The organism is Umezawaea tangerina (assembly GCF_003002815.1).
GTDB classification, from domain to species: domain Bacteria; phylum Actinomycetota; class Actinomycetes; order Mycobacteriales; family Pseudonocardiaceae; genus Umezawaea; species Umezawaea tangerina.
Map to the genome: position 1 here is coordinate 139,202 of NZ_PVTF01000007.1, position 20,615 is coordinate 159,816.

21 protein-coding genes and 1 pseudogene are annotated in these 20,615 nt (G+C 74.3%); 13 read left to right on the top strand and 9 right to left on the bottom strand.

Annotated features, from left to right (window positions below):
* Positions 1 to 52: 52 nt before the first annotated feature.
* Genes CLV43_RS23800 through CLV43_RS23810 form a run of 3 tightly spaced genes read right to left on the bottom strand, consistent with a single transcriptional unit; the run spans position 53 to position 2,597 of the window.
* Positions 53 to 550, bottom strand: a complete 498-nt coding sequence (locus CLV43_RS23800; protein WP_106189491.1) for a hypothetical protein — start codon at positions 548 to 550, stop codon at positions 53 to 55.
* Entirely contained in the window at positions 547 to 1,923 is a 1,377-nt protein-coding gene (locus tag CLV43_RS23805; protein ID WP_211304517.1) for a sensor histidine kinase, read from the bottom strand. Before CLV43_RS23805 ends, CLV43_RS23800 begins: the two co-directional genes overlap by 4 nt.
* Positions 1,920 to 2,597: a response regulator transcription factor gene (locus CLV43_RS23810; protein WP_170155980.1), complete on the bottom strand. Its 678-nt coding sequence runs from the start codon at positions 2,595 to 2,597 to the stop codon at positions 1,920 to 1,922. Before CLV43_RS23810 ends, CLV43_RS23805 begins: the two co-directional genes overlap by 4 nt.
* A gap of 114 nt (positions 2,598 to 2,711) precedes the next feature.
* Here CLV43_RS23810 and CLV43_RS23815 point away from each other — a divergent pair, with 114 nt between their 5' ends.
* Positions 2,712 to 3,806, top strand: coding sequence for an acyltransferase family protein (locus tag CLV43_RS23815; RefSeq protein ID WP_106189808.1), 1,095 nt, complete (start codon positions 2,712 to 2,714; stop codon positions 3,804 to 3,806).
* A 48-nt stretch (positions 3,807 to 3,854) separates the two neighbouring features.
* Here the strand turns inward: CLV43_RS23815 and CLV43_RS23820 are convergent, their stop codons facing one another.
* The gene (locus tag CLV43_RS23820; protein WP_106189493.1) at positions 3,855 to 7,094 is read right to left on the bottom strand and encodes an ATP-binding protein; all 3,240 of its coding nucleotides are present in this window, start codon (positions 7,092 to 7,094) and stop codon (positions 3,855 to 3,857) included.
* A gap of 128 nt (positions 7,095 to 7,222) precedes the next feature.
* On the opposite strand from CLV43_RS23820, the gene CLV43_RS23825 reads away from it, so the two are divergent.
* Positions 7,223 to 8,413, top strand: a complete 1,191-nt coding sequence (locus tag CLV43_RS23825; protein ID WP_106189494.1) for an SGNH/GDSL hydrolase family protein — start codon at positions 7,223 to 7,225, stop codon at positions 8,411 to 8,413.
* Between the two features lie 35 nt (positions 8,414 to 8,448).
* Positions 8,449 to 9,132 carry a DUF998 domain-containing protein gene (locus CLV43_RS23830; RefSeq protein WP_245886894.1) on the top strand — a complete coding sequence of 228 codons (684 nt, stop codon included), beginning with the start codon at positions 8,449 to 8,451 and terminating at the stop codon, positions 9,130 to 9,132.
* A 4-nt stretch (positions 9,133 to 9,136) separates the two neighbouring features.
* On the opposite strand, the gene CLV43_RS23835 is transcribed toward CLV43_RS23830, so the two are convergent.
* Positions 9,137 to 10,087, bottom strand: a complete 951-nt coding sequence (locus CLV43_RS23835; protein WP_106189495.1) for a LysR family transcriptional regulator — start codon at positions 10,085 to 10,087, stop codon at positions 9,137 to 9,139.
* Positions 10,088 to 10,237: 150 nt separating this feature from the next.
* On the opposite strand from CLV43_RS23835, the gene CLV43_RS23840 reads away from it, so the two are divergent.
* From CLV43_RS23840 to CLV43_RS23850, 3 genes are read left to right on the top strand one after another with little or no spacing between them, the layout of a single operon-like run.
* Complete coding sequence (locus tag CLV43_RS23840) at positions 10,238 to 10,744, top strand: (2Fe-2S)-binding protein (protein ID WP_106189810.1); 507 nt, start codon at positions 10,238 to 10,240, stop codon at positions 10,742 to 10,744.
* Complete coding sequence (locus CLV43_RS23845) at positions 10,741 to 11,724, top strand: FAD binding domain-containing protein (protein ID WP_106189496.1); 984 nt, start codon at positions 10,741 to 10,743, stop codon at positions 11,722 to 11,724. Before CLV43_RS23840 ends, CLV43_RS23845 begins: the two co-directional genes overlap by 4 nt.
* Positions 11,721 to 14,012: a xanthine dehydrogenase family protein molybdopterin-binding subunit gene (locus CLV43_RS23850; RefSeq protein WP_106189497.1), complete on the top strand. Its 2,292-nt coding sequence runs from the start codon at positions 11,721 to 11,723 to the stop codon at positions 14,010 to 14,012. Before CLV43_RS23845 ends, CLV43_RS23850 begins: the two co-directional genes overlap by 4 nt.
* Positions 14,013 to 14,164: 152 nt before the next feature.
* On the opposite strand, the gene CLV43_RS23855 is transcribed toward CLV43_RS23850, so the two are convergent.
* The 3 genes from CLV43_RS23855 to CLV43_RS23865 all read right to left on the bottom strand — a co-directional run bounded on the left by CLV43_RS23855 (position 14,165) and on the right by CLV43_RS23865 (position 15,443).
* Positions 14,165 to 14,536 (bottom strand): nuclear transport factor 2 family protein, encoded by a 372-nt coding sequence (locus CLV43_RS23855; RefSeq protein ID WP_106189811.1) that lies wholly within the window; start codon positions 14,534 to 14,536, stop codon positions 14,165 to 14,167.
* 12 nt (positions 14,537 to 14,548) lie between these two features.
* Positions 14,549 to 15,010 carry a cupin domain-containing protein gene (locus CLV43_RS23860; protein ID WP_211304518.1) on the bottom strand — a complete coding sequence of 154 codons (462 nt, stop codon included), beginning with the start codon at positions 15,008 to 15,010 and terminating at the stop codon, positions 14,549 to 14,551.
* Between the two features lie 199 nt (positions 15,011 to 15,209).
* Positions 15,210 to 15,443 carry a CsbD family protein gene (locus CLV43_RS23865; protein WP_425445773.1) on the bottom strand — a complete coding sequence of 78 codons (234 nt, stop codon included), beginning with the start codon at positions 15,441 to 15,443 and terminating at the stop codon, positions 15,210 to 15,212.
* Positions 15,444 to 15,554: 111 nt separating this feature from the next.
* Here CLV43_RS23865 and CLV43_RS23870 point away from each other — a divergent pair.
* The 7 genes and pseudogenes from CLV43_RS23870 to CLV43_RS23900 form a co-directional block, all read left to right on the top strand.
* Positions 15,555 to 15,713 (top strand): annotated as a pseudogene (locus tag CLV43_RS23870) (acyl-CoA desaturase); the annotation flags it as partial.
* 149 nt (positions 15,714 to 15,862) lie between these two features.
* Positions 15,863 to 16,591 carry an ANTAR domain-containing protein gene (locus CLV43_RS23875; protein ID WP_106189498.1) on the top strand — a complete coding sequence of 243 codons (729 nt, stop codon included), beginning with the start codon at positions 15,863 to 15,865 and terminating at the stop codon, positions 16,589 to 16,591.
* 28 nt (positions 16,592 to 16,619) lie between these two features.
* Positions 16,620 to 17,375 carry a GAF and ANTAR domain-containing protein gene (locus CLV43_RS23880; RefSeq protein WP_106189499.1) on the top strand — a complete coding sequence of 252 codons (756 nt, stop codon included), beginning with the start codon at positions 16,620 to 16,622 and terminating at the stop codon, positions 17,373 to 17,375.
* Positions 17,342 to 18,157 (top strand): GAF and ANTAR domain-containing protein, encoded by an 816-nt coding sequence (locus tag CLV43_RS23885; protein ID WP_245886896.1) that lies wholly within the window; start codon positions 17,342 to 17,344, stop codon positions 18,155 to 18,157. The genes CLV43_RS23880 and CLV43_RS23885 overlap by 34 nt, the downstream gene beginning before the upstream one ends.
* Positions 18,158 to 18,484: 327 nt before the next feature.
* The gene (locus CLV43_RS23890; protein ID WP_170155981.1) at positions 18,485 to 18,961 is read left to right on the top strand and encodes an STAS domain-containing protein; all 477 of its coding nucleotides are present in this window, start codon (positions 18,485 to 18,487) and stop codon (positions 18,959 to 18,961) included.
* A complete protein-coding gene (locus CLV43_RS23895) occupies positions 18,958 to 19,389 on the top strand; it encodes a VOC family protein (protein WP_106189501.1) in 432 nt (143 codons plus the stop codon). Before CLV43_RS23890 ends, CLV43_RS23895 begins: the two co-directional genes overlap by 4 nt.
* Positions 19,386 to 19,718 (top strand): hypothetical protein, encoded by a 333-nt coding sequence (locus CLV43_RS23900; protein WP_106189502.1) that lies wholly within the window; start codon positions 19,386 to 19,388, stop codon positions 19,716 to 19,718. The genes CLV43_RS23895 and CLV43_RS23900 overlap by 4 nt, the downstream gene beginning before the upstream one ends.
* Before the next feature lie 119 nt (positions 19,719 to 19,837).
* On the opposite strand, the gene CLV43_RS23905 is transcribed toward CLV43_RS23900, so the two are convergent.
* Positions 19,838 to 20,566 carry an alpha/beta hydrolase gene (locus CLV43_RS23905; protein ID WP_211304519.1) on the bottom strand — a complete coding sequence of 243 codons (729 nt, stop codon included), beginning with the start codon at positions 20,564 to 20,566 and terminating at the stop codon, positions 19,838 to 19,840.
* Between the last annotated feature and the right edge of the window lie 49 nt (positions 20,567 to 20,615).

Below are 20,615 nucleotides of genomic sequence, written 5' to 3' on the forward strand. Positions count from 1 at the left end.
CGCGCTCGCCGGGAGACCGGGACGACCCGGTCTCCCGGCGGTGGCACGGGCGTCAGTCAGGGCAGGTGGACTTGACGACCTCCTCCTGCCCGGCGGCCTTGATCACGATGACGGCGGGTATCCCCAGAGCCTGGTGGGCGGGGATGAGGAACGCGCCGACCGTGCAGGCGATCTGCAGGGACGCGACCGGGTCCAGGTCGTCGAGGGTGGCCCCGTCGACCCGCACGGTGGCGTGGTCCGCGGTGGGCACTCCGACGTCCTCCGGGGACAGCCGGACGCCCGGCCGCAGCGAGGTCTCCAGCCCGGCCGCCCGTTCGGTGTCCGTCGGTCCCGCGGCCAGCAGGTCGAGCCGGTCCTGCAGGGGCAGGTCGGCCGCACCGGGCCGCAGGACCGGGTGCGTGGCGTGGCGCAGGACGAAGTGCAGCTGCACCCCGCCGCCCTCGTCGTCGCCCTTGAGGGGCTCGCCGTAGGTGAACGGTTCGGTGCCGGAGATGCCGCACCCGGCCAGCAGCAGGCCGAGCAGGGCGACGGCGGGCCGACGGCGGGTCATGAGCGGCCTCGGGGGAGTCGGACGGTGAACCGGGCGCCGCCGCCGGGGGAGTTGTCGGCCGCCAGCGACCCGCCGTGCAGGTGCGCGTTCTCCCAGGCGATGGCCAGCCCGAGCCCGCTGCCCTCGGACCGGGCACGCGCGGAGTCGGCTTTGTAGAAGCGCTCGAACACGTGCGGCAGCACCTCCTCCGGCAGTCCGGTACCGGCGTCGGTGACCGTGATGACCACCTCGGGGCCCACGGCGACCAGGTCGACGGTCACCGGCGCGTCGCCGTGCCGCAGCGCGTTGCCGACGAGGTTGGCCACGACCACGTCCAGCCTGCGCCGGTCCACCGGGGCCACGACCTCGGCGGGCAGGGTGGTCTCGACGCGGCCGGTCCAGCCGCGGGCGTGCAGCGTCGAGGCGATCATCTCGCCGATGTCGGCCGACTCCGGTCGCAGCGAGGCGACCCCGGCGTCGAACCGCGAGATCTCCACCAGGTCCTCCACCAGCCGCCGCAGCCTGCGCGTCTCGCCGCTGACCATCCCGGCGGCGGTCGCGGCGTCCCCGGTCAGCTCCAGCGCCTCGTCGTCGAGGACCTCGGCGACGGCGGTCATCGCGGTCAGCGGGGTGCGCAGCTCGTGGGAGACGTCGGCGACGAACCGGCGCGCGTTCTCCTCCATCCGGCGCAGCTCGGCCACGGTGCGCTCCAGCTCGGCCGTCATGGTGTTGAACGACCGCGCCAGGTCGGTGAGCTCGTCGGAGCCGCGCACGACAGACCGGGTGTCGAGGTGGCCGCCGGTGACCCGCAGGGCGGCCGCCCGCAGGTCCCGGACCGGGCGCAGCACACCCCGCGCGGCGATGAGCGCCAGCAGGACCGCGGGCAGCAGCGCCAGCAGGATCACCATCCGCGCCAACGCCGGCAGCTCGTTGATGGTGCCCTGCTGCACCGTCAGGCCCTGGGCCCGGTACAGCTCGATGCCGGTGCTGCGGCCCGTCGAGGCGCGCAGCGCGGTCCCGACGAAGGCGTAGGGGAGACCGGCCAGCTCGGCGCGCTGGACCACCACCGACCTCCCGGCGTGGACGGTGCCGCGCAGGTGGTCGGGGACGTCCTCGAGCCGGATGCCGTTCCCGTTGGCGTGCAGGTTCCCGAACACCACCACCGCGTTGTACCGCAACGCCAACGTGTCCAGCTCGGCGCGGGTCGGCGGGTGGGCGGGCGTGGTCTGCCGGGACACGTCGGCCCGCAGCTGCTCCACCATCGCGTCCTGCGCGCTCTGCAGCACGAGGTCGCGCACCATCAGGTAGCTCACCGCGGCCACGCCCAGTCCGGTCAGGACGGACACCACGGCGAACGCGACGACGAGCCGCGAACGGAGCCCCAGCGCCCTCACACCGGACCGAACCGGTAGCCGAAGCCGCGCACGGTCCGCACGAACACCGGCGCGGACGGGACGTCCTCGACCTTGAGCCGCAGCCGCTGGACGCAGGCGTCGACCAGCCGCGAGTCGCCGAGGTAGTCGTGCTCCCACACCGACCGCAGCAGCTGCTCGCGCGACAGCACCTGCCCCGGCGACCCGGACAGCTCCAGCAGCAGCCGGAGCTCGGTGGGCGTCAGACCGACCTGGGTGCCGCCCTTGTGGACGGTCAGCGCGGCCCGGTCGATCACCAGGTCGCCGAACGCCGCCACGGTCCTGGTCGTGTCGCGTTCGCTGCGCCGGAGCACGGCGCGCAGCCGCGCGTCCAGGACCCTCGGCTCGACCGGCTTGACCACGTAGTCGTCCGCGCCCGCCTCCAGTCCGCCGACCACGTCGAGGTCGTCGCCGCGGGCGGTGAGCATGACGACCGGGACGTCCCCCATGGCGCGCACCCGTCTGCACACCTCGAAGCCGTCCATCCCCGGCAGCATCAGGTCGAGGACCACGATGTCCGGTGGCGCGTCGCGCAGCAGTGCCAGTCCGGCCTCGCCGCTGGCCGCCGACGCCATCACGTGTCCCTGGCGGCGCAAGGCGAACTCCAGGCTGTCCCGGACGGCGCGGTCGTCTTCGATCAGCAGAACTTTGGCCACGGTGGCGAGTATGGAGGGGGCGCCCCGCACCCGACGCGCGGGTGATCGGGTCTGTAGCGAAACCATGACACGACCCTGACGAGACCCGGACGTGCGCTGCCGATGGTGGGCGCCATGCAGACGCTCACCCACGACGAGTTCCTTGCCGCACGGCGCTTTCCCGGTCTGGACGGCCTGCGCGCGGTGGCCGCGACGATGGTCGTGCTGTTCCACTTCGGCGGCCCGGAGGTCCTGCAGGGGTGGATCGGCGTGCACCTGTTCTTCGTGCTCTCCGGTTTCCTGATCACCACGTTGCTGCTGCGCGAGCACCAGCGCGCCGGGCGGGTGTCGCTGCCGGAGTTCTACCTGCGCCGCGCCTTCCGGATCCTGCCGGTGTACCTGGTGGTGCTCGTGCTGACGGTGACCGGCTGCCTGCTGGCGGGCACGTTCGGCAGCAGCGGGATGGCGGCCTCGCTGCCGTTGCAGCTGACGTTCCTCAACGAGTTCACCCAGAACAACCCGTTCGGCCACTCCTGGACCCTGGGCACCGAGGAGAAGTTCTACCTGTGCTGGCCGCTGCTCGCGTTCGTGGGCGCGGTCTCGACGGCGCGCCGCCTGCTGGTCGCCGTCGCCGGTCTCGTCCTCGCGCTGGCGCTGCTGCCGGTCACCCTGCCGCAGTCGACTCCCAACTGGACGCTCGGCTACTTCTCCATCCTGGCCGGCTGCCTGCTGGCGGTCGTGATGCACCACCCGCGCGGCTTCGCGCTCGTGCGCCCGTTGACGCATCCCCTGGTGGCGCTGGGGATCGGCGTCGCCTTCGTCGGCGCGCACCTGTCGGTGGCCGCGTGCGCCGGGCTCCTCGGCGGGTGGCTGCACATGCCCGGCCACATCGCGGTGACCCCGGTGTACGCGGTGGCGGCGGCGTTCCTGCTGCCCGCGGTGCTCGCACGGGGACCGGTCCGGTGGGTGCTGTCCACCCGGCCGATGGCCTTCGTGGGCGCCCGGTCGTACTCGGTCTACCTGGTGCAGAACTTCGCCGGGCTGGCCGTCGCGCTGCTCCCGGTGGCCGGCGCGGCGCGGACCGCGCTGGTGTGCGCGGTCGCGCTGGCCATGGCGCACCTGGCGCACCGGCTGGTGGAGCAGCCGATGATCGCCGTCGGCCGCGGTCTCGTGGAGCGCAGGCGACTCCGGCTCGCGGGCACCCCGCGGGACGAACTGGTCGGCGCCTGAGCCGGGTACCGCGGCCGACCGCGTCGGCAGGCTCGGGCGAGCCGGCCGTCACCCCTCGGTGGTGCCGTACCCCGCCGAGGTCGGGTCGACCGCGGTCACGGCCGACCTCGCGTCCAGCTCCCAGCCCTTCGCGTACGCCGCGGCGAACTCCTGCTCGCCCAGCGCGGCCCGGCCGCGGCGGCTGAGGTCGCGGACCTGTCCGTCGGTGCGGTCGTGGGTGCCGCGCAGCCGGGAGGCGGCGCCGAGCAGGACGGCTGCTTCGTGGTGCCTGCCGGACGCCTCGGCGAGCGCGGCCGCCGTGACCGCCACCGGGGCCAGGACCGGCAGCTCACGGGTCGCCAGCGCGGCCGTGTACGCCTCCCGCAGGGCCCTGTCCGCGCCGGCCAGGTCGCCCAGCGCCAAGCGGAGCGCGGCCCGCGTGCCGCAGACCAGTGACCGGGTGTGGACCCCGGTGTCGCCGTGCGGGCCCCGTTCGGCGGCGTCGAGCAGTTCGCCCGCCCTCGCCAGGTCGCCGAGCCGCACCCGCAGGTCGGCCTCCCGCGCGTCGACGACGACCAGCATCTCCGCCGAGGACGCCCGCCGCCTGGCCGCGTCGACCAGCGCCAGCGCCAGGTCGGTGTCGCCGCGCCGCACGTGCACGTCGACCCAGCGCAGGTCGCTGTAGAGCTGGTCGCCGAGGCTGAGCGAGCCGAACTCGCCCGCCAGTGCCCTGGCCTCGCGCAGGTCGGCCAACGCGCCGTCGAGGTCGTCGTAGCGCCGCAGCTGGGCCCGCATCGGCAGCACGGCCGACTGGCCCCAGCGGTCGCCGACCCGCCGGAAGCAGGCCAGTGCCGCCGTCACGTGGACGCGCGTCCGGTCGAGGTCGCCGGAGCCCTCGGCGATCTCGGCCAGGAACAGGTGCGCCAGGCCTGCCAGCCACTCGTCGTCGCCGTCGGCCAGGCGCCGGAAGGTCGCGAGCGCGGCGTCCGGGTCCAGCAGGAAGAGCAGGATCGGGCCGAACACCCGGTAGTGGCCGGGCAGGTCCCGGTGCGCGAGCAGCCGGTCGGCCAGCCCGCGCATCTCCGCCCGGTCGTCGCCGGTGTCCCCCGGAGTGGTCCCGGTGGTGGTCCCGGACAGGGCGTCGGCGCGGTTGAGCAGGTGGACGGCTCGGGCGCAGTCGCGTTCCGGGCTCGGCGCGCCGCCGGGTACCGCCAGCGCCTCGCCCAGCCAGAAGGCGCCGTCGGAGTGGCGGCCGAACATCTGCCAGTACCAGGTCAGCGACAACGCCAGCGCCGTCGCGCCCGCGGCGTCGTGGGTGGCGCACAGGTGGCGCAGGGCGGCGAGCGTGTTGTCGTACTCGGCGCCGATGACCCGCATGGCCGCCAGCTGGTCCGGTCCGCGCAACCGCGGGTCGTGGTGGGCCATCAGCGCGGCGGCGTGCGCGGCGGCCAGGTCGCGGGTCGGGCCGAGGTCGCCCGCCTCGGCGAGGCGTTCGGTGCCGTACTCGCGGATGGTCTCCAGCATCCGGTGGCGGCCGGGCGCGAGCTGCACCAGCGACCGGTCGACGAGGGCGGCGAGCAGGTCGGGGATCGCGGCGGCGGGCACGGCGGTGCCCGCGCAGACCGCGGCGGCCGAGGCGGTCGTGACGCCGCCGGGCAGGATCGAGATCCGTTGCGCCACCGTGCGTTCGTGCTCGTCGAGCAGCTCCCAGCTCCAGGCGATGACGGCGCGCAGGGTGCGGTGGCGGGGGAGCGCGGTGCGGCTTCCGGTGGTGAGCAGGCGGAAGCGGTCGGACAGTCCGTCGGCCAGTTCGGGCAGGGACAGGGTGCGCAGGCGGGCGGCGGCGAGTTCGAGGGCCAGGGGCATCCCGTCCAGGCCGCGCACCACGCGCAGGACGTCGGGCAGGGTCGTGGCGTCCACGGTGAAACCGGGGCGCACGGCGGCGGCCCGTTCGGTGAACAGGCGCACCGACGCCGCCTTGCGCGCCTGTTCGACGTCGTCGTCCGGGTCGGGCAGGGCGAGCGGGCCCAGCGGCACGAGGGCTTCGCCGTCCACGGCCAGGGGTTCACGGCTGGTGGCGAGCACGCGCAACGAGGGGCAGCGGGTGAGCAGCCCGGTGAGCAGGTGGGCCACGGCGTCGACCAGGTGCTCGCAGTTGTCCACCAGCAGCAGGCTTTCCCGGCCGCCGAGCTCGCCGACGAGGACGTCGAGCCCGTCACCCCCGTGGTGCCCGCGGGCGTCGAGCATCGCGCCGCCGCGCAGCCCGATCCCGGCGAGCACGGCCGTGGCGATCTTCGACGGCTCGGTGACGGACGCGAGGTCGACCATCCAGGCGCCGTCGCGGTACTCGTGGTGGTGCCGCCGCGCGGCCTCCAGGGCGAGGCGGGTCTTCCCGGCCCCGCCTGGGCCGAGCACGGTGACCAGGCGCCCGGAGCCGAGCAGCGCGGTGATCCTGGCCAGGTCGTCGTCACGGCCGATGAAACTGGTCAGTGGCGCGGGCAGCGCGCTCGGCCCGCCGGGGCCGGTGTCCGGTGCCGGGACACGTCCTCCGGGGCGCAGCAGGCGCAGGTGGCGTTCCCGCAGGGCCGTGCCGGGGTCGACGCCGAGGACGTCGGCCAGGTTCCCGCGGACCCGCTCGTAGACGGCCAGGGCCTCTGCTTGGCGGCCCTGCGCGGCGAGCGCGTCCATCAGCAGCGCGGCCGCCCGCTCGTGGACCTGCTGCTCGGCGGGCAGCGCGCCGAGCCGGGCGGCGGCCAGGTCGGCCCGCCCCGACGACAGCTCGGCGTCGGCGAGGTCGACGACCGCCTCGACCGACACCCGCGCCAACCGGGTCGCGGCCGCCGGGGCCGCCGCGGCGACCACCGCGGGCTCGACGCCGGGGTGGTCACCCCACAACGCCACGGCCTCGGCGAGCGCGGCGCCCGCGGCGGCCGGGTCACCCGCCCGCAGGGCGTCCCGACCGGCGGCGGTGAGCCGTTCGAAGCGCAGCGCGTCCACGTCGGCGGCGTCCACGGCCAGCCGGTACCCGCCCGCGGTCCTCGCGACGACGTCGGAGGCCGGGTCGGTCGGAGCCAGGGCGCGGCGCAGCCGGGAGACGAGGGTCTGCAGGGCGGCCGCGGTGCCGGCGGGCGGCTCCTCGGCCCAGACCGCGTCCACCAGCACGTCCTGCTCGACCGCGCGGCCACCGGCCAGCGCCAGCCGCACGAGCAGGCCCCGCAACCGCGCGCCGGGGACGGGCAGGTCGACGTCACCGCGCGACACCCGGAAGGCGCCGAGCAGCGTGACGCGAAGTCGTGCGCCCTCGTCCATCCCCAGATCTTCGCGCTCCGGCCCGCGAGACCCCGGACCAGGTCGTGTCAGCGCGGTGTCCGTCCCGTGTGAGCGACCCGCCGCAGTCTTCGCCCGTCGCACCGACACCACGGACAACGGAGGCACGGATGACCACGAAGAACACGGCGGGCTGGGTCCGCAGCTGGGGCGCCTCGCCCCAGTCGGCGCACGACGGCATCGGCTCCCTCGAGGGCTACCCGCCGCTCGCCGACGTGACCCTGCGCCAGGTGGTGCGCCTGAGCGGCGGTGGGAGCCGGGTGCGCGTCCGGCTCACCAACGAGTTCGGGACCGCGCCCCTCACCGTCGGCGCGGCGCGGGTCGGCCTCGCGCTGCCCGGCGGCGGGGTGCGGCCGGGCAGCGAGCGCGTGCTGACCTTCGCGGGGGCGCCGGGCGCCACCGTCCCGGTCGGCGCGCCGCTGCTGAGCGACCCGGTCGACCTGCCCGTTCCCGCGCTGGCCAAGCTGTCGGTCAGCCTGCACGTGCCGGGGCGGGTGGAGACCTGCACCTGCCACGACCCGGCGCTGGAGACCGGCTGGACGATCCCCGGCGACGCGGTCGCCGCCCCCGCCCTGCCGGAGGGCGCCCTGGTCCTGCCGGTGCGGGCGCTGATCTCCGCCGTCGACGTGCTCCCCGACGTCCCGGCCGGTGCCGTCGTCGTGGTCGGCGACTCCCGCACCGACGGCGCCGGGTCAACCCCGGACACCAACCACAGCTGGCCCGAGCTGCTGGCCGCGCGCCTGGTCGAGCGGGGGATGGCCAACAGCTACGTGTCCAACCAGGGCATCAGCGGCAACCGGATGCTCCACGACGGCATCGGGGTCGGCGCGCTGGCCCGCTTCGACCGCGACGTGCTCGCCACACCCGGCCTCGGCCGCGTGGTGCTCTCGGTGGGCGGCAACGACCTCCTCATCTCCGCCGTCCCGCACGACGGCCCCCTCGCCGACTTCCTGAAGATGTTCCCCGGCGACCCGGTCACGACCGACGACGTCATCGCGGGCCACCTCCAGCTGGTCGCCAGGGCGCGCGACCGCGGCGTCCTGGTCTACGCCACCACGATCGCGCCCTTCGAGGGTGCGGACCTCTACACGCCGGAGGGCGAGGACGCCCGTCGGACCGTCAACGAGTGGATCCGCACCAGCGGCGCCTTCGACGCGGTCCTGGACTTCGACGCCGTCTGGCGCGACCCGGCCCACCCCGGCCGGATCAGGGACGACCTCCACGCGGGCGACCACCTGCACGGCAACGACGCGGGCTACCGGGCCCTCGCCGACTCCGTCGACCTGTCGCTGTTCGCCTGAGCCACCCGTGGACCACTGACCCCGAAGGGGAGACCGTGCACGACACCACGTCCGAGACAGCCGTCCACCGACCGGCCACGACCCCGCGCAACCGCAAGGCGGGGGCGGCGCTCATGGCCAGCGGCGTCGTCTACCTGACCGCCGAGTTCATCGCCGCGGCGGCCTGGTCGGACCCGCCCTACAGCTACACCCACCACTTCATCAGCAACCTAGGGGTCCGCGGTCCGACGACCGCGTTCGGCCAGTTCATGCGCTCGCCGCTGTTCTGGGTGATGAACTCCGGCTTCGTCCTGTTCGGACTCGTCGCGCTGACCGCGGTCCTGCTGCTGCGGGGACTTCCCGGTCGACGTCGCGGCGTCGTGCTCGCACTGGGCGTGCTGCTGGCGACCGGTGCCGTCGTGCTCGGCTTCTTCCCCGGATCCGGGGACACGGCCGAGAACGGCTCGACCGACTTCCACAGCCTGGGCGCCCTCCTGGCGTTCGTCAGCGGCAACGTGCTCGCCATCGTCCTGGGCAGGGCGCACCGGACCCTCGGGCTCTCCCGCGGGCTGGGCAGGGGCCTGGTGGTGGCTGGCATCTACGGCCTGGTGTCCATCCCGGCCTACCTGTCCGTCGCCTCCTCAGAGGCCGGGATCCTCATCGGCCTCGTCGAACGCGGCATCGTCTACCCGTTCCTGATCGGCTTCATCGTCCTGGGAGCGGCGCTGCGCAAGGGCTGAGCCGTCACGAGGCCGACCCCTCCCCGCTCGGACAGGTCCGGCCGCCGACGGGGTCGGTCTCGGCGAGGGTGGTGAGGGCGTCGCGCAGCCAGCGGTGGCCCGCGTCGGACTCGGTGCGCGGTGTCCACACCATGATCTCGGTGATCGGGTGCAGGTCGGGGATCGGCGGGTCGAGCAGGCGGATGCCCGCGGCGTCGGCGATCAGCCTGGCGAGCCGTTCGTGGACCAGCGCGATGAGGCGGGTGTCGCGGATCAGGAACGGGGCGACCCCCAGCCCCGTGGTGATCCCGACGTTGCGGGGGATGCCGAGGAAGTCCAGCTGCTTGTCGGCGAGCGAGCGCCGGCGGCCGGAGGAGGCGGCCAGGTACGGGAGCGTGCTGAACTGCTCCAGCGTGATCCGGTCGCCGATCTCCGGGTGGTTGCGGTCGGCCGCGACCACGTACCGGTCGTGGAAGAGCGTGCGGTGCGGGAACGAGGCGTGCTCCTGGAGCTCCTCGCGCGGGATGACCAGGAGGTCGGCCTGGTGGCGGCGCAGCCGGTCCACGGCGTCGTCGCCCATCGGCTGGACGGTCAGGTGGATGCCCGGCGCCGCGGTGGCCAGGCCCGCGATGAACGGCTGGAGGAACGTCATCGTGAGGTAGTCGTTCGCGATCACGGAGAAGGAGCGCACGGCCGTGGCCGGGTCGAACGAGTCCTGGGGCTCCAGCACGGCCTCGACGCTGGTCAGCAGGTCGTGGACGGGGGTCGCCAGCGACTCGGCGAGCGGGGTGGGCACCGAGCCCCGCCCGTCGCGCACCAGGATCGGGTCGTCGAACAGCTTGCGCAGCCTGGCGAGCGTCGCGCTCATCGAGGACTGCCCGATGGAGAGCCGCCGCGCCGCACGGGTCACGCTCCGCTCCGTCATCAGCATGTCGAACGCGACGAGCAGGTTGAGGTCCACGCGCCTGAGGTCCACCCGCCCAGGGTATCGATCCCATCGATGCCGGTCATCGTCAGAGATCGTTTGTGCCGGGTGGTCGCCGTTCCTACAGTCGGTGGCGAACCAGGTCGAGCCCTTCCCTCCCAGGGGTTTCCGGGGGCCGACCAGTCGAAGAGAGCTGTGACGATGATCGAAGTTGTCCCGTCCGAGGGCGGTGTGGTGCCCGCCGCGGTCGAGGTGGGGCTGGTCGTGAACGGGGAGGCCCGGCGGCTCGTCGTCGAGCCCCGCGTGACCCTGCTGGACGCGCTGCGCGAGCGCCTCGGGCTGACCGGCGCGAAGAAGGGCTGCGACCACGGCGAGTGCGGCGCGTGCACGGTGCTGGTGGACGACCGCCGGATCTACTCCTGCACGACCTTGGCGGTCATGCAGGAGGGGCGGCGGGTGACCACCGTCGAAGGGCTCGGCACGCCCGAGTCGCCGCACCCCGTGCAGGCGGCGTTCGTCGAGCACGACGGCATGCAGTGCGGCATGTGCACGCCGGGGCAGGTCGTGTCGGCCGTCGCCCTGATCGCTGAGGGCCACGCCGGGTCGGAGGACGAGATCCGGGAGTGGATGAGCGGCAACCTCTGCCGGTGCGCCGCGTACCCGGGGATCGTCGCCGCGGTGCGCGCCGCCGCGGGCGGTGCGTCGTGAGGCCGTTCGGCTACGTCCGCGCCGAGAGCCCGGAGGCCGCCGCGGCGCTGGTCGCGGGCGACCTGTCGGCGGCGTTCGTGGGAGGCGGGACGGAGATCCTCAACTGGCTCAAGGACGGCTTGGCCGACCCGGCGCTGCTCGTCGACGTCGGCCGCCTCGGCCTCGACGCGGTCGAGGTGTCCGACGGCGGTCTGCGGCTCGGGTCCGGTGCCAGGATGAGCGACGTCGCCCGCGACCGGCACGTCCGCGCGGAGTTCCCGGTCCTCGCGCGGGCACTGGAGGCGGGGGCCTCGCCGCAGCTGCGGAACATGGCGACGCTCGGCGGCAACCTGCTCCAGCGGACGCGCTGCGCGTACTTCCGGGAGCCGTCCTTCCCCTGCAACAAGAGGGTTCCCGGCACCGGGTGCCCGGCCCGCGACGGAGACCACGCCATGCACGCCATCCTGGGCGCGAGCGACGCGTGCGTCGCGGTGCACCCCTCCGACCTGGCCGTGGCGCTGCTGGCGCTGGACGCGCGGGTCGAGGTCCTCGGCGTCCACGGCCGCCGCGAGGTCGCGATCGAGGACTTCTACCCCCACGCGGGCGACGACCCGAGGCGCGAGACCGCCCTGCGGCACGGGGAGCTGGTCGTCGGGATCGGGGTGCCCTCCGGGCCGAGGGCCCGCACGTCGGGGTACCTGAAGGTCCGCGAGCGCGGGTCGTTCGCGTTCGCCCTGGTGTCGGTCGCCGCGGCGGTCGAGGTCGTCGAGGGCGTCGTCCGGTCGGCGCGGATCGCGCTGGGCGGCGTCGCCCACCGGCCGTGGCGGGTGCGGGCCGCGGAGGACGCGCTGCTCGGTCGGCCGCTCGCCGACGGCAGCGTCGCGGACGCCGCGGAGGCCGCCGTGCGGGACGCGGACCCGTTGCCCGGCAACAGGTACAAGGTCGCGATCGCCAGGGGCGCCGTGCGCCGCGTGCTCGAAGAGATCGGGGAACGGGGATGACCAGCGTCGGGACACCGGTGCCGCGCGTCGACGGTCTGCTCAAGGCGACCGGCACCGCTCGGTACACCGCGGACATCCCCTTCGAGGACCTGACCCACGCCGTCCTGCTCCAGGCCACGATCGCCCGTGGCCGGATCGCCTCGATCGACGCCTCCGCCGCCGAGGCCGCGCCGGGGGTGCTGCTGGTGCTCACCCACCTCAACGCGCCGAGGCTCCCGCGGATGAGGGCGTTCGCCAAGGGCGGCAGCGCCCAGCAGACCGTCCCGGCCCTGCAGGACGACCGCGTGCGCTTCGCGGGCGAGACCGTCGCGTTCGTCGTGGCCGAGAGCCAGGAGCAGGCCCGGTACGCCGCCATGCTCATCAGCGTGGAGTACGACGAGGAGCCGCCCGCCGTCGGGCTGCACGGCGACGCGTACCCACCGGCCAAGGTGAACGGTCAGCCGCCGGACTACCGCCGGGGCGACGCCGAGCGCGCGCTGGCGGACGCGGCCGTCACCGTCGAGCGGACCTACCGGACCCCCGTCCACCACCACAACCCGATCGAGCCCCCGGTGACGATCGCGAGCTGGGACGACGACGGCGGCCTCACCGTGCACGAGGCGGCCCAGGGCGGCGTCCACATGATGCGGCTCGGGTTCGCGGAGGCGCTGGGCATCCCGCGCCGCAAGGCCGGGTCGATCCGCGTGGTCTCGAAGTTCCTCGGCGGCGGCTTCGGCGGCAAGGGGTTCATGTGGCCCCGCAACATCCTGCCCGCCGTCGCCGCCCGCCTGCTCGGCCGACCGGTGAAGCTGGAGCTGACCCGCGCGCAGATGTACACCTCCGGCGGCTACCGGTCCGAGACGGTGCAACGGCTCCGGCTCGGCGCCGACCGGGACGGCAGGCTCGGCTCGATCGTGCACGAGAGCACCTCCACCGGGTCGGACATGGGGGAGTTCCCCGAGCCCTGCGCGCAGATCACCCAGATGCTCTACGCCTGCCCGAACGTCACCGGCACGCACCGCCTGGTGCGCCAGAACGTCGGGGTGCCGACCTTCACCCGCGCGCCCGGCGAGGGACCGGGGTCGTTCGCGTTGGAGTCCGCCCTCGACGAGCTGGCGGGCGAGCTGTCCCTCGACCCGCTGGAGCTGCGGCTGCGCAACTACGCGGAGACCGACCCCGAGCACGACCGGCCGTGGTCGAGCAAAGGCCTGCGCGAGTGCTACTCCGAGGGAGCGGAACGCTTCGGCTGGAGCGCGCGGAACCCCGAGCCGGGCTCGATGCGGGACGGTCGCTGGCTCGTCGGGTACGGCATGGCGACCGCCGCGTACTCCAGCCACACGTGGCCCACGTTCGCGCGGGTCCGGATCAGGGCCGACGGGACCGCGGTGGTGCGGTGCGCCACCACCGACATCGGGACCGGCACGTACACGGTGATGGCCCAGGTGGCGGCGGACGCGCTCGGCGTGCGGCCGGGCGACGTCACGTTCGAGGCGGGCGACACGCGCTACCCGTTCGCCTTCCCGCCGGTCAGCTCGTCGGGCGCGCGCAGCATCGGCCCCGCGGTCCGCGCGGCCGCACTGGCGGTGCGCACCAGGGTCGCCAGGCTCGCCGTCAAGGACCGCGAGTCGCCGCTGTTCGGCGCGGACGCGGCCACCGTGCGGGCGATCGGCGGGGGCAGGCTCGCCAGGGCCGACGACCCGGAGCGGTACGACACCTTCGTCGACGTGCTGGAGCGCGCGGGCCTGGGGCACGTGGAGGAGCGCAAGGGCTACGGCGTCATGCCCTTCCTGCACTCCACCGCGTCCGGCATCGCGCCGTGGCCGGTCGGGCCGCTGCTGCGCGTCGCCACGAGACCGTTCGCGGGCAGGTACTCCACCTACGACTTCGGGGCGCAGTTCGTCGAGGTCCGCGTCGACCCCGACCTCGGCGTGGTCCGGGTCTCCCGCGTCGTCGGGGTGTACGACATCGGCCGCGTGCTGAACCCGAGGACCGCGCGGAACCAGGCCGTGGGCGGCATCACCTGGGGGATCGGGATGGCGCTCATGGAGCGGACAACGACCCACCCGCGGCTGGGCAAGTACACCTCCCCGAACCTGTCCGGATACCTGCTGCCCACCAACGCCGACGTCCCGGACATCGACGTGCACTTCCTCGACCGGCCCGACCCGCTGGTCAACCCGCTGGGTGTCAAGGGGGTCGGCGAGCTGCCCGTGGTGGGGGTGGCGGCGGCCATCGCCAACGCCGTGCACCACGCCACCGGCAAGCGCGTGCGGAGCCTGCCGATCGGACCGGCCGAGCTGCTGGGCTGACCGGGGCGTGGGCAGGCCACGCAGTCGGTTCGGGCGCGCGGTGACCACGGCTTCCGGTCACCGCGCGCCCGAGTGGACAGTCGGCGAAAGGCCTGTCGGGCAAGGAGGTCACGCCGTCCGTTGTGGACTTCCGCTGTGGCCGGTGGTCCCCGCTACCGCACGTCGAGCAGCGCGGGCGCGATGTCCATGTGCACCCGGTAGTCGACGATCTTCCCGTCCTCCATCCCGATCACGGTGACGCAGGGGAGGTCCAGCACCTCGCCGTCGGGCCTGCTGGCCTGGATGGTGAAGCGGCAGAACAGCTGCGAGCCGACCTGGGCCACCTGGTCGACGCGGTGCCGGATCGGGAGGGTGGCGGAGACCGTGGCGGCGGTGGCCGCGGCGATGGCGGCCCGGCCGGTCAGCGGTTCGGCGTTGGCGAAGCGGAAGTACGCCGTGTCGCTGAAGAACGACGCGAACGTCTCGGCGTCGTCGGCGTCGGCCGCGGCGCACATCGTGTGCACCATGCGCTCGGCGTCGGTCATCGTGTCCACGGCTCAGGCCTCGTCCCGCGGAGCCAGCGACAGGCCGTGCTCCCTCATGACGGCCGCGACCTTGGTCATGTCGCGGGGACCGGGAGGCAGTTGGCTCAGGTCGCGGTAGTAGTTCTCCAGCCCCGGCGGCGAGACGACGGCGACGACCCTGGTCTCCTCGTCGAACGGGTTGTAGAACATGTGCGGCACCCCGCGCGGCATGAGGAGCACCGATCCCGGCTCCAGCACGTGCTTCACGCCCGCGAGCTCCACGACGACCTTGCCCGCCACGCAGGTGAACAGCTCGTCCTCGCGGCTGTGGACGTGCGTGGGCGGACCGCCGAGACCCGGTGGGACGACGTACTCGAACAGCGAGTACGCGCCGTTGGTGTCGGCTCCGGTCAGCTTCACCAGGATGCCCAGCCCGATCGCGCCGACGTCCTCCCCGTCGCCCGGCCGCAGCACGTCGTCGTGCGCCTCGCCCACGTCTACCTCCTGGAAGTCCGGCACCCGGTGCCGCGCCGATGATCTTCCAAGTATGGGCTCGCCCGCGCCGATCGCCACGCGGCGGTCCCGCTGGCCGGGACAAGTCGACCGGCGGTCCGTTGTGGACGGAGGGGAAAGCCCCCCGAACACGTCGTGGCCGGGCGACGCGACGCCGCCCGGCCACGGAAGTGCTGGTGGATCAGTTCTTGAAGACGTCCTTGACCTTCTCGGCCGCCTCCTTGAGGTGGCCCTTCGCCTGGTCGCCCTTGCCCTCGGCCTCCAGGCCCTGGTCGTCCGTCGCGCTGCCGACGCCTTCCTTGGCCTTGCCCTTGAGCTGGTCGGTCTTGGCGTCGAACTTGCCGTCGAGCCCCATGGTCTGCTCCTCGTCCGTCGCGGTGGCGGTTCCGAGGTCCGGATGCCCCGCGTCGGGCACGGGCAAACCGAACACCTCCGACACGAACGGGTCTGACGCGAACGGGTTCGATCGGAGGTGGCGGGGGTACCCGATGACGGCGGGGGTCGGCCTTCCGACCCTCGCCCGGTTGCCCCGGACCTGCTGGCGGACAAGGACATCCACCGCGTGGACCGGCTCTTCCCGCTGCTGACCGCGGTCACCCTGCTCGCCCCCGCGGTGGCCGGCGGACTGCTGGGCTGGAGCTGGTGGGGCGCTCTGACGGCGTTCCTCTGGGCGAGCAAGGTCCGCTGGCCCAAGCCCGAGCGCTTCGCCCGGCTGCTCAAGCCCTGACCTGGACCGCCCGGTCACGGGGCCCCGGCCGGGTCGGACCACGGGACCGCCGGCAGACCACTAGGGTTCGTCAGGTCGTGAGGGCGTCCAGCGCGGAGGGTGGCGCAGTGCACAACCGCCGTGCCCGCCTGCGGGAGCTGCTGGTCGCCGACCGCGCCGCCGGTGGTGCCGTCTCCACCGTCGCGCTGGTCTGCGCGCGGTGCGTGGTGGAGCTGTCGGTCACCGGTGCCGGTGCCACCGTGCTCAGCGAGCACCATGTCGACGGCGACCGCGCCGCGCCGGCGAACCGGGGCCTAGTGCACGCCACGGACCCGGTCAGCGCCGGACTGGAGGACCTGCAGCTCACCGTGGGCGAGGGGCCCTGCCTGGACAGCTTCGAGTCGGGCGGTCCGGTGCTGGTCGCGGACCTGGCCGCGGACGGCGCGCGGTGGCCTGCGTTCACGCCCGGCGCCTTGGCGCTGGGGGCCGCGGCCGTGTTCTCGTTCCCGCTCCAGTTCGGCGTGGTGCGGCTGGGGTCGCTGGACCTCTACCGCGACGTGCCCGGCCCGCTGACCCGGACCGAGGTGACCGACGCGCTGATCCTCTCCGACATGGCCACGCAGGGCGTCGTCGAGGACCTCGACGGGCATGCCACCGCGGACCTGAGCTGGCTGCTGGACCCGCACGTCGAGGTGCACCAGGCGGCGGGCATGGTGCAGGCGCAGCTCGGCGTGAGCACCGACGTGGCGCTGATGAGGTTGCGGGGCCACGCGTTCACCCACGACCTGCCGCTGGCCGAGGTCGCCCGCCGGGTCGTCGCCCGCACGCTGCGCTTCGCACGGGACGAGGGCCGATAATGATGTGTCTTGAGGAGAGGGCGTCTTGATGAGCACTGGACGGGACCAGCGGCTGGCCGACACGTTCGTGTCGCTGGCCGACACCCTGGTCGCCGACTTCGACGTGCTCGACTTCCTCGGCCTGCTGACCGAACGGGCGGTGGAGCTGCTGGAGGTCGACGCCGCCGGGGTGATCCTGTCCGACCAGCGCGGCGGCTGGCGGCCCGCCGCCGGGTCCTCCGAGCACGCCGAGCTGGTCGAGGTCCTCGCCGCCCAGACCAGGGAGGGTCCCTGCCTGGACTGCGTGCGCACCGGCGAGGTGGTCGCCAGCGCGGACCTGGTCGCCGAGCAGGACCGGTGGCCGCTGTTCGCGCCCGCCGCGGTGGAGGCCGGGTTCCGCGCGGCGTGCGCGCTGCCGATGAGGCTGCGCGACGACATCATCGGGGCGCTGACGCTGCTGCACGTCGAGCCGATCACCATCGACGACTCGACCGTCGCGCTGGGGCGGGCGCTGGCCGACATCGCCACCATCGGGATCCTGCAGCAGCGGGCCGTGCGCCGCGAGGAGGTCGTCTCCGAGCAGCTGCAGGCGGCGCTGCACCACCGCACCGTCGTCGAGCAGGCCAAGGGGGTGCTGGCCGAGGTCGGCGGGCTCGACATGAACCAGTCCTACGTGCTGCTGCGCGACTACGCCCGCGCCCACCAGCTGAGGCTGTCCGACCTCGCCCGCGACGTCGCGACCGGCGCCGTGGACGCGGCGGACATGGTCGCGTGGGACGCCGACGCCCGGACGGCCGGGTCGTGACGGCGGACCGGGGACGGGCGACGCGCACCGGGTCCTCCGACCCGACGTCGGGCGGCCGGGAGCAGCTGGTCTCGCGCACGTTCGTCGCGCTGGCCGACACGCTGGTGGCCGACTTCGACATCGCGGACTTCCTCGACATCCTCACCCGGCGCTGCGTCGACCTGCTGGACGTGTCCGCGGCGGGCGTCATCCTGTCGGAGCGCGGCGGCGGCCTGCGGGTCGTGGCCACCTCGACGCAGCGCGCCGAGCTGCTGGAGCTGTTCGCGGTGCAGACCGAGAACGGGCCGTGCATCGAGTGCGTCCACACCGGTCGCCCGGCCTCCTGCGACGACCTGGCCACCGACGGGCAGCGGTGGCCCAGGTTCGCCGCCGCCGCGAGCGAATGCGGCTTCCGGGCCGTGCAGGCGCTCCCGATGCGGTTGCGCGACCAGGCGGTCGGCGCCCTCAGCCTGCTCAACACCGAACCGGGACCGCTGGGCGACGACCACGTCCAGCTCGGCCAGGCCCTGGCCGACGTCGCCACCATCGGGATCCTGCAGCACCGCACCATCGAACGCGGGGACCAGGTCGCCGAGCAGCTGCAGACCGCGCTCACCAGCCGCGTGGTGATCGAACAGGCCCGCGGGATGATCGCCGAGCGCGGCGGGCTGTCGATGGCCGAGGCGTTCACCCTGCTGCGCGGCCACGCGCGCGCCAACAACCGACCGCTCACCCCGCTCGCGCTCGCCGTCGTCGAGGGCGCCGTGGACCCCGACGTGATCCTCGGGCGCCGCAAGGCCTAGGTGTACCGCACTTGCCGTCCGCGTCGGTGTCGGAACAGCCCGCGGACGGTCCGTCAGGTCCGTGGACAACAGCGAAGCCCCGCCAAGGGAAGCTGACCCGTGCTCGTCATCGGATGCCTTGGGAACACGACCTGGTACCGCGGCCGTTTGTCACCGGAATGGGTGATGCCGACGCGGGGCGAACGGGTAGGCGGGGTAGTACGATCATCGGGTCCCCGCCGGGAGCGCCTTGACCTCGCCCTCACGACGTGCCGTTCGTACCGTGAGCAGTCGACCGTCCCCTTGCCTCCGCCGTGCGCCGGGGGAGCGGTCGACCAGGAGTTCGCCGTGACCTCTCCTGGACATGACCCCGTCGGGCGGGTCCACCCGCGTTCCGACCTCCACCGGCAGACCACCTCGTCCGCGACCGTGCCCATTCCGCGCAGGGTGCTGCACGTCGTCCCGGACGGCCACCCGCCGCCCCTGTCCGTCGTCGTGCGGGAGAGCACCCAGGCCGTGCTGCTCACCGTGGCGGGGAGCATCGACCGGGAGACCGCGCCACACCTGCACCGGGCCCTCAGGTCGGTGCTGACGACCTGTCCCAGGCTGCTGGTGGTCGACCTGACGGCGGTGCGCCTGCTGGCCTGCGCCGGGTTGTCGGCGCTGGTCGCCGCGCACCGGCTGGCCGAGGACCGCACCCGCGTGCGGGTGGTGGCCGGTACGCGGGTGACGCGCCGCCCGCTGGCGCTGACTGGCCTGGACGGCTACCTGTCCGTCTACGGGACGTGCGCCGGGGCCCTGGCCGACCCGGTCCACCGGTCATGACCCGCTCCGGAGCGAACCGGGGGTTCTCGCGCGGCGCGGTGGACCAGGGCGAGCCGCGGCTCGGGGTGCGCAGCATCCCGGCGGCCGTGGACTTCTACCTCGCGGTGGGCTGCGAGGTCTGCCTGGTCGACGACGGGTGGGTGCGGCTGCGCCAGGGCGACGCGCGGTTCGTGCTCGTCAAGGTCCAGGGTGCTCGTCGTGAGCCGCCTTCGGCCATGGACCTGACCAGTCCCGACCCGGACCTGTTGTGCCGCAGGCTGCGCGCGCTCGGGATCGACACCGGCGCCGGTGCCGCGCGGGGCAGGCTGGAGGTGCGCGACCCCGACGGGAACCTGGTGGTGATCAGCCGGACGGCGGGCGCGCCGCGGGCGCGCCGACCGACCTTTCGGGACGACGGCGCGACCGCTCGGCGGAAAGGTGGGGCATGACCAGACGTCCGGACGACGACGACCGGATCCGCCAGCAGAACGAGATCGACGACGAGGTGGCCGCGTCGGCACCGGGCGCCGACGCGGACGCGCGGAACCGCCACCTCGACATCCGCGAGGTCGCCTCGGACGAGCAGGAGCGCAGGCTCGACGTCCGGGAGCGGCAGCTCGACGACCGCCAGGCCGCCCAAGGCGCGCGCGACGCGGTGACCCGTCACCGCGAGCAGGAAGCCGACCGGCGTGAGGAGAGGGCGGACCGGCGCGAGGAGAGGGCTGACCAGCGCGAGGTCGACGCCGAGACCGCGTCGCCCGGCCGGTGCCGTGGATGACGGGTCGTCGACGGCTCCGGGCGTGGTCACCGACGATCCCGCGGGACCGGCCCGAAGCGGTCCGCGGGTGAGGACCTGATCGCCGACCGACCGCGGGGGTCGTCCTCGCCGGGGTCGCCCTACAGGTCCAGCAGCAGGTCGCGGACCACCTCGGGCCGGGACAGGAACGGGTGGTGGCCCGCGTCGACCTCGACGACGCGGCCCGCGGCACGGGCGAGCTCGCGCTGCTTCGCGACGGGCGTGCCCCGGTCCCGCGTGCACACGAGGTACGTCGAGGGGATGTCGTGCCAGGCGGCGGCACCGACCGGCTGCCCGGTGACCCGCACGCTCTGCCGGGCGAGGTGGTCGGGGGCCTGCGCCCGGACGTCGGCGTCGCAGTCGTGCAGGAACGTGTCCACCAGCAGCTCGGGCCGCACCCCGAACGTCCCGGCGTCGGGGTCGACGTCGAGGAACGGGGCCGGGGTGCCGTCGCCGAAGTCGGCGAGGCACTGCCCCACCTCGGGCAGGTAGCTGGAGACCAGCAGCAGGTGGCGCACCGAGGCCACGCCCGCGGCCGCCTCCGCCGCCACGATGCCGCCGTAGCTGTTGGCGACCACGACGGTCGGCTCGTCGCCCTCCAGCAGCACCTCGCGGACCGCGCCGACGTCCTCGGGCAGCCCCGGACCAGTGGCGCCTCCGGGCACACCGGCCTCGCCGCAGCTCGGCAGCGCCGGGGTCGCGCTCGACACCCCGTGCGCCAGCAGGAGCCCGGTCATGCGGTGCCACCACCACGACCCGTCCCGCACGCACGCCCCGTGCACGAACACGACCCTCATCGCCACCTCCACGTCGACATCCGCCGTCCGCACCGGCGGTGGATGGAGGCGAAGTTACGCGGAAGTCGGGGCGACGACCGCG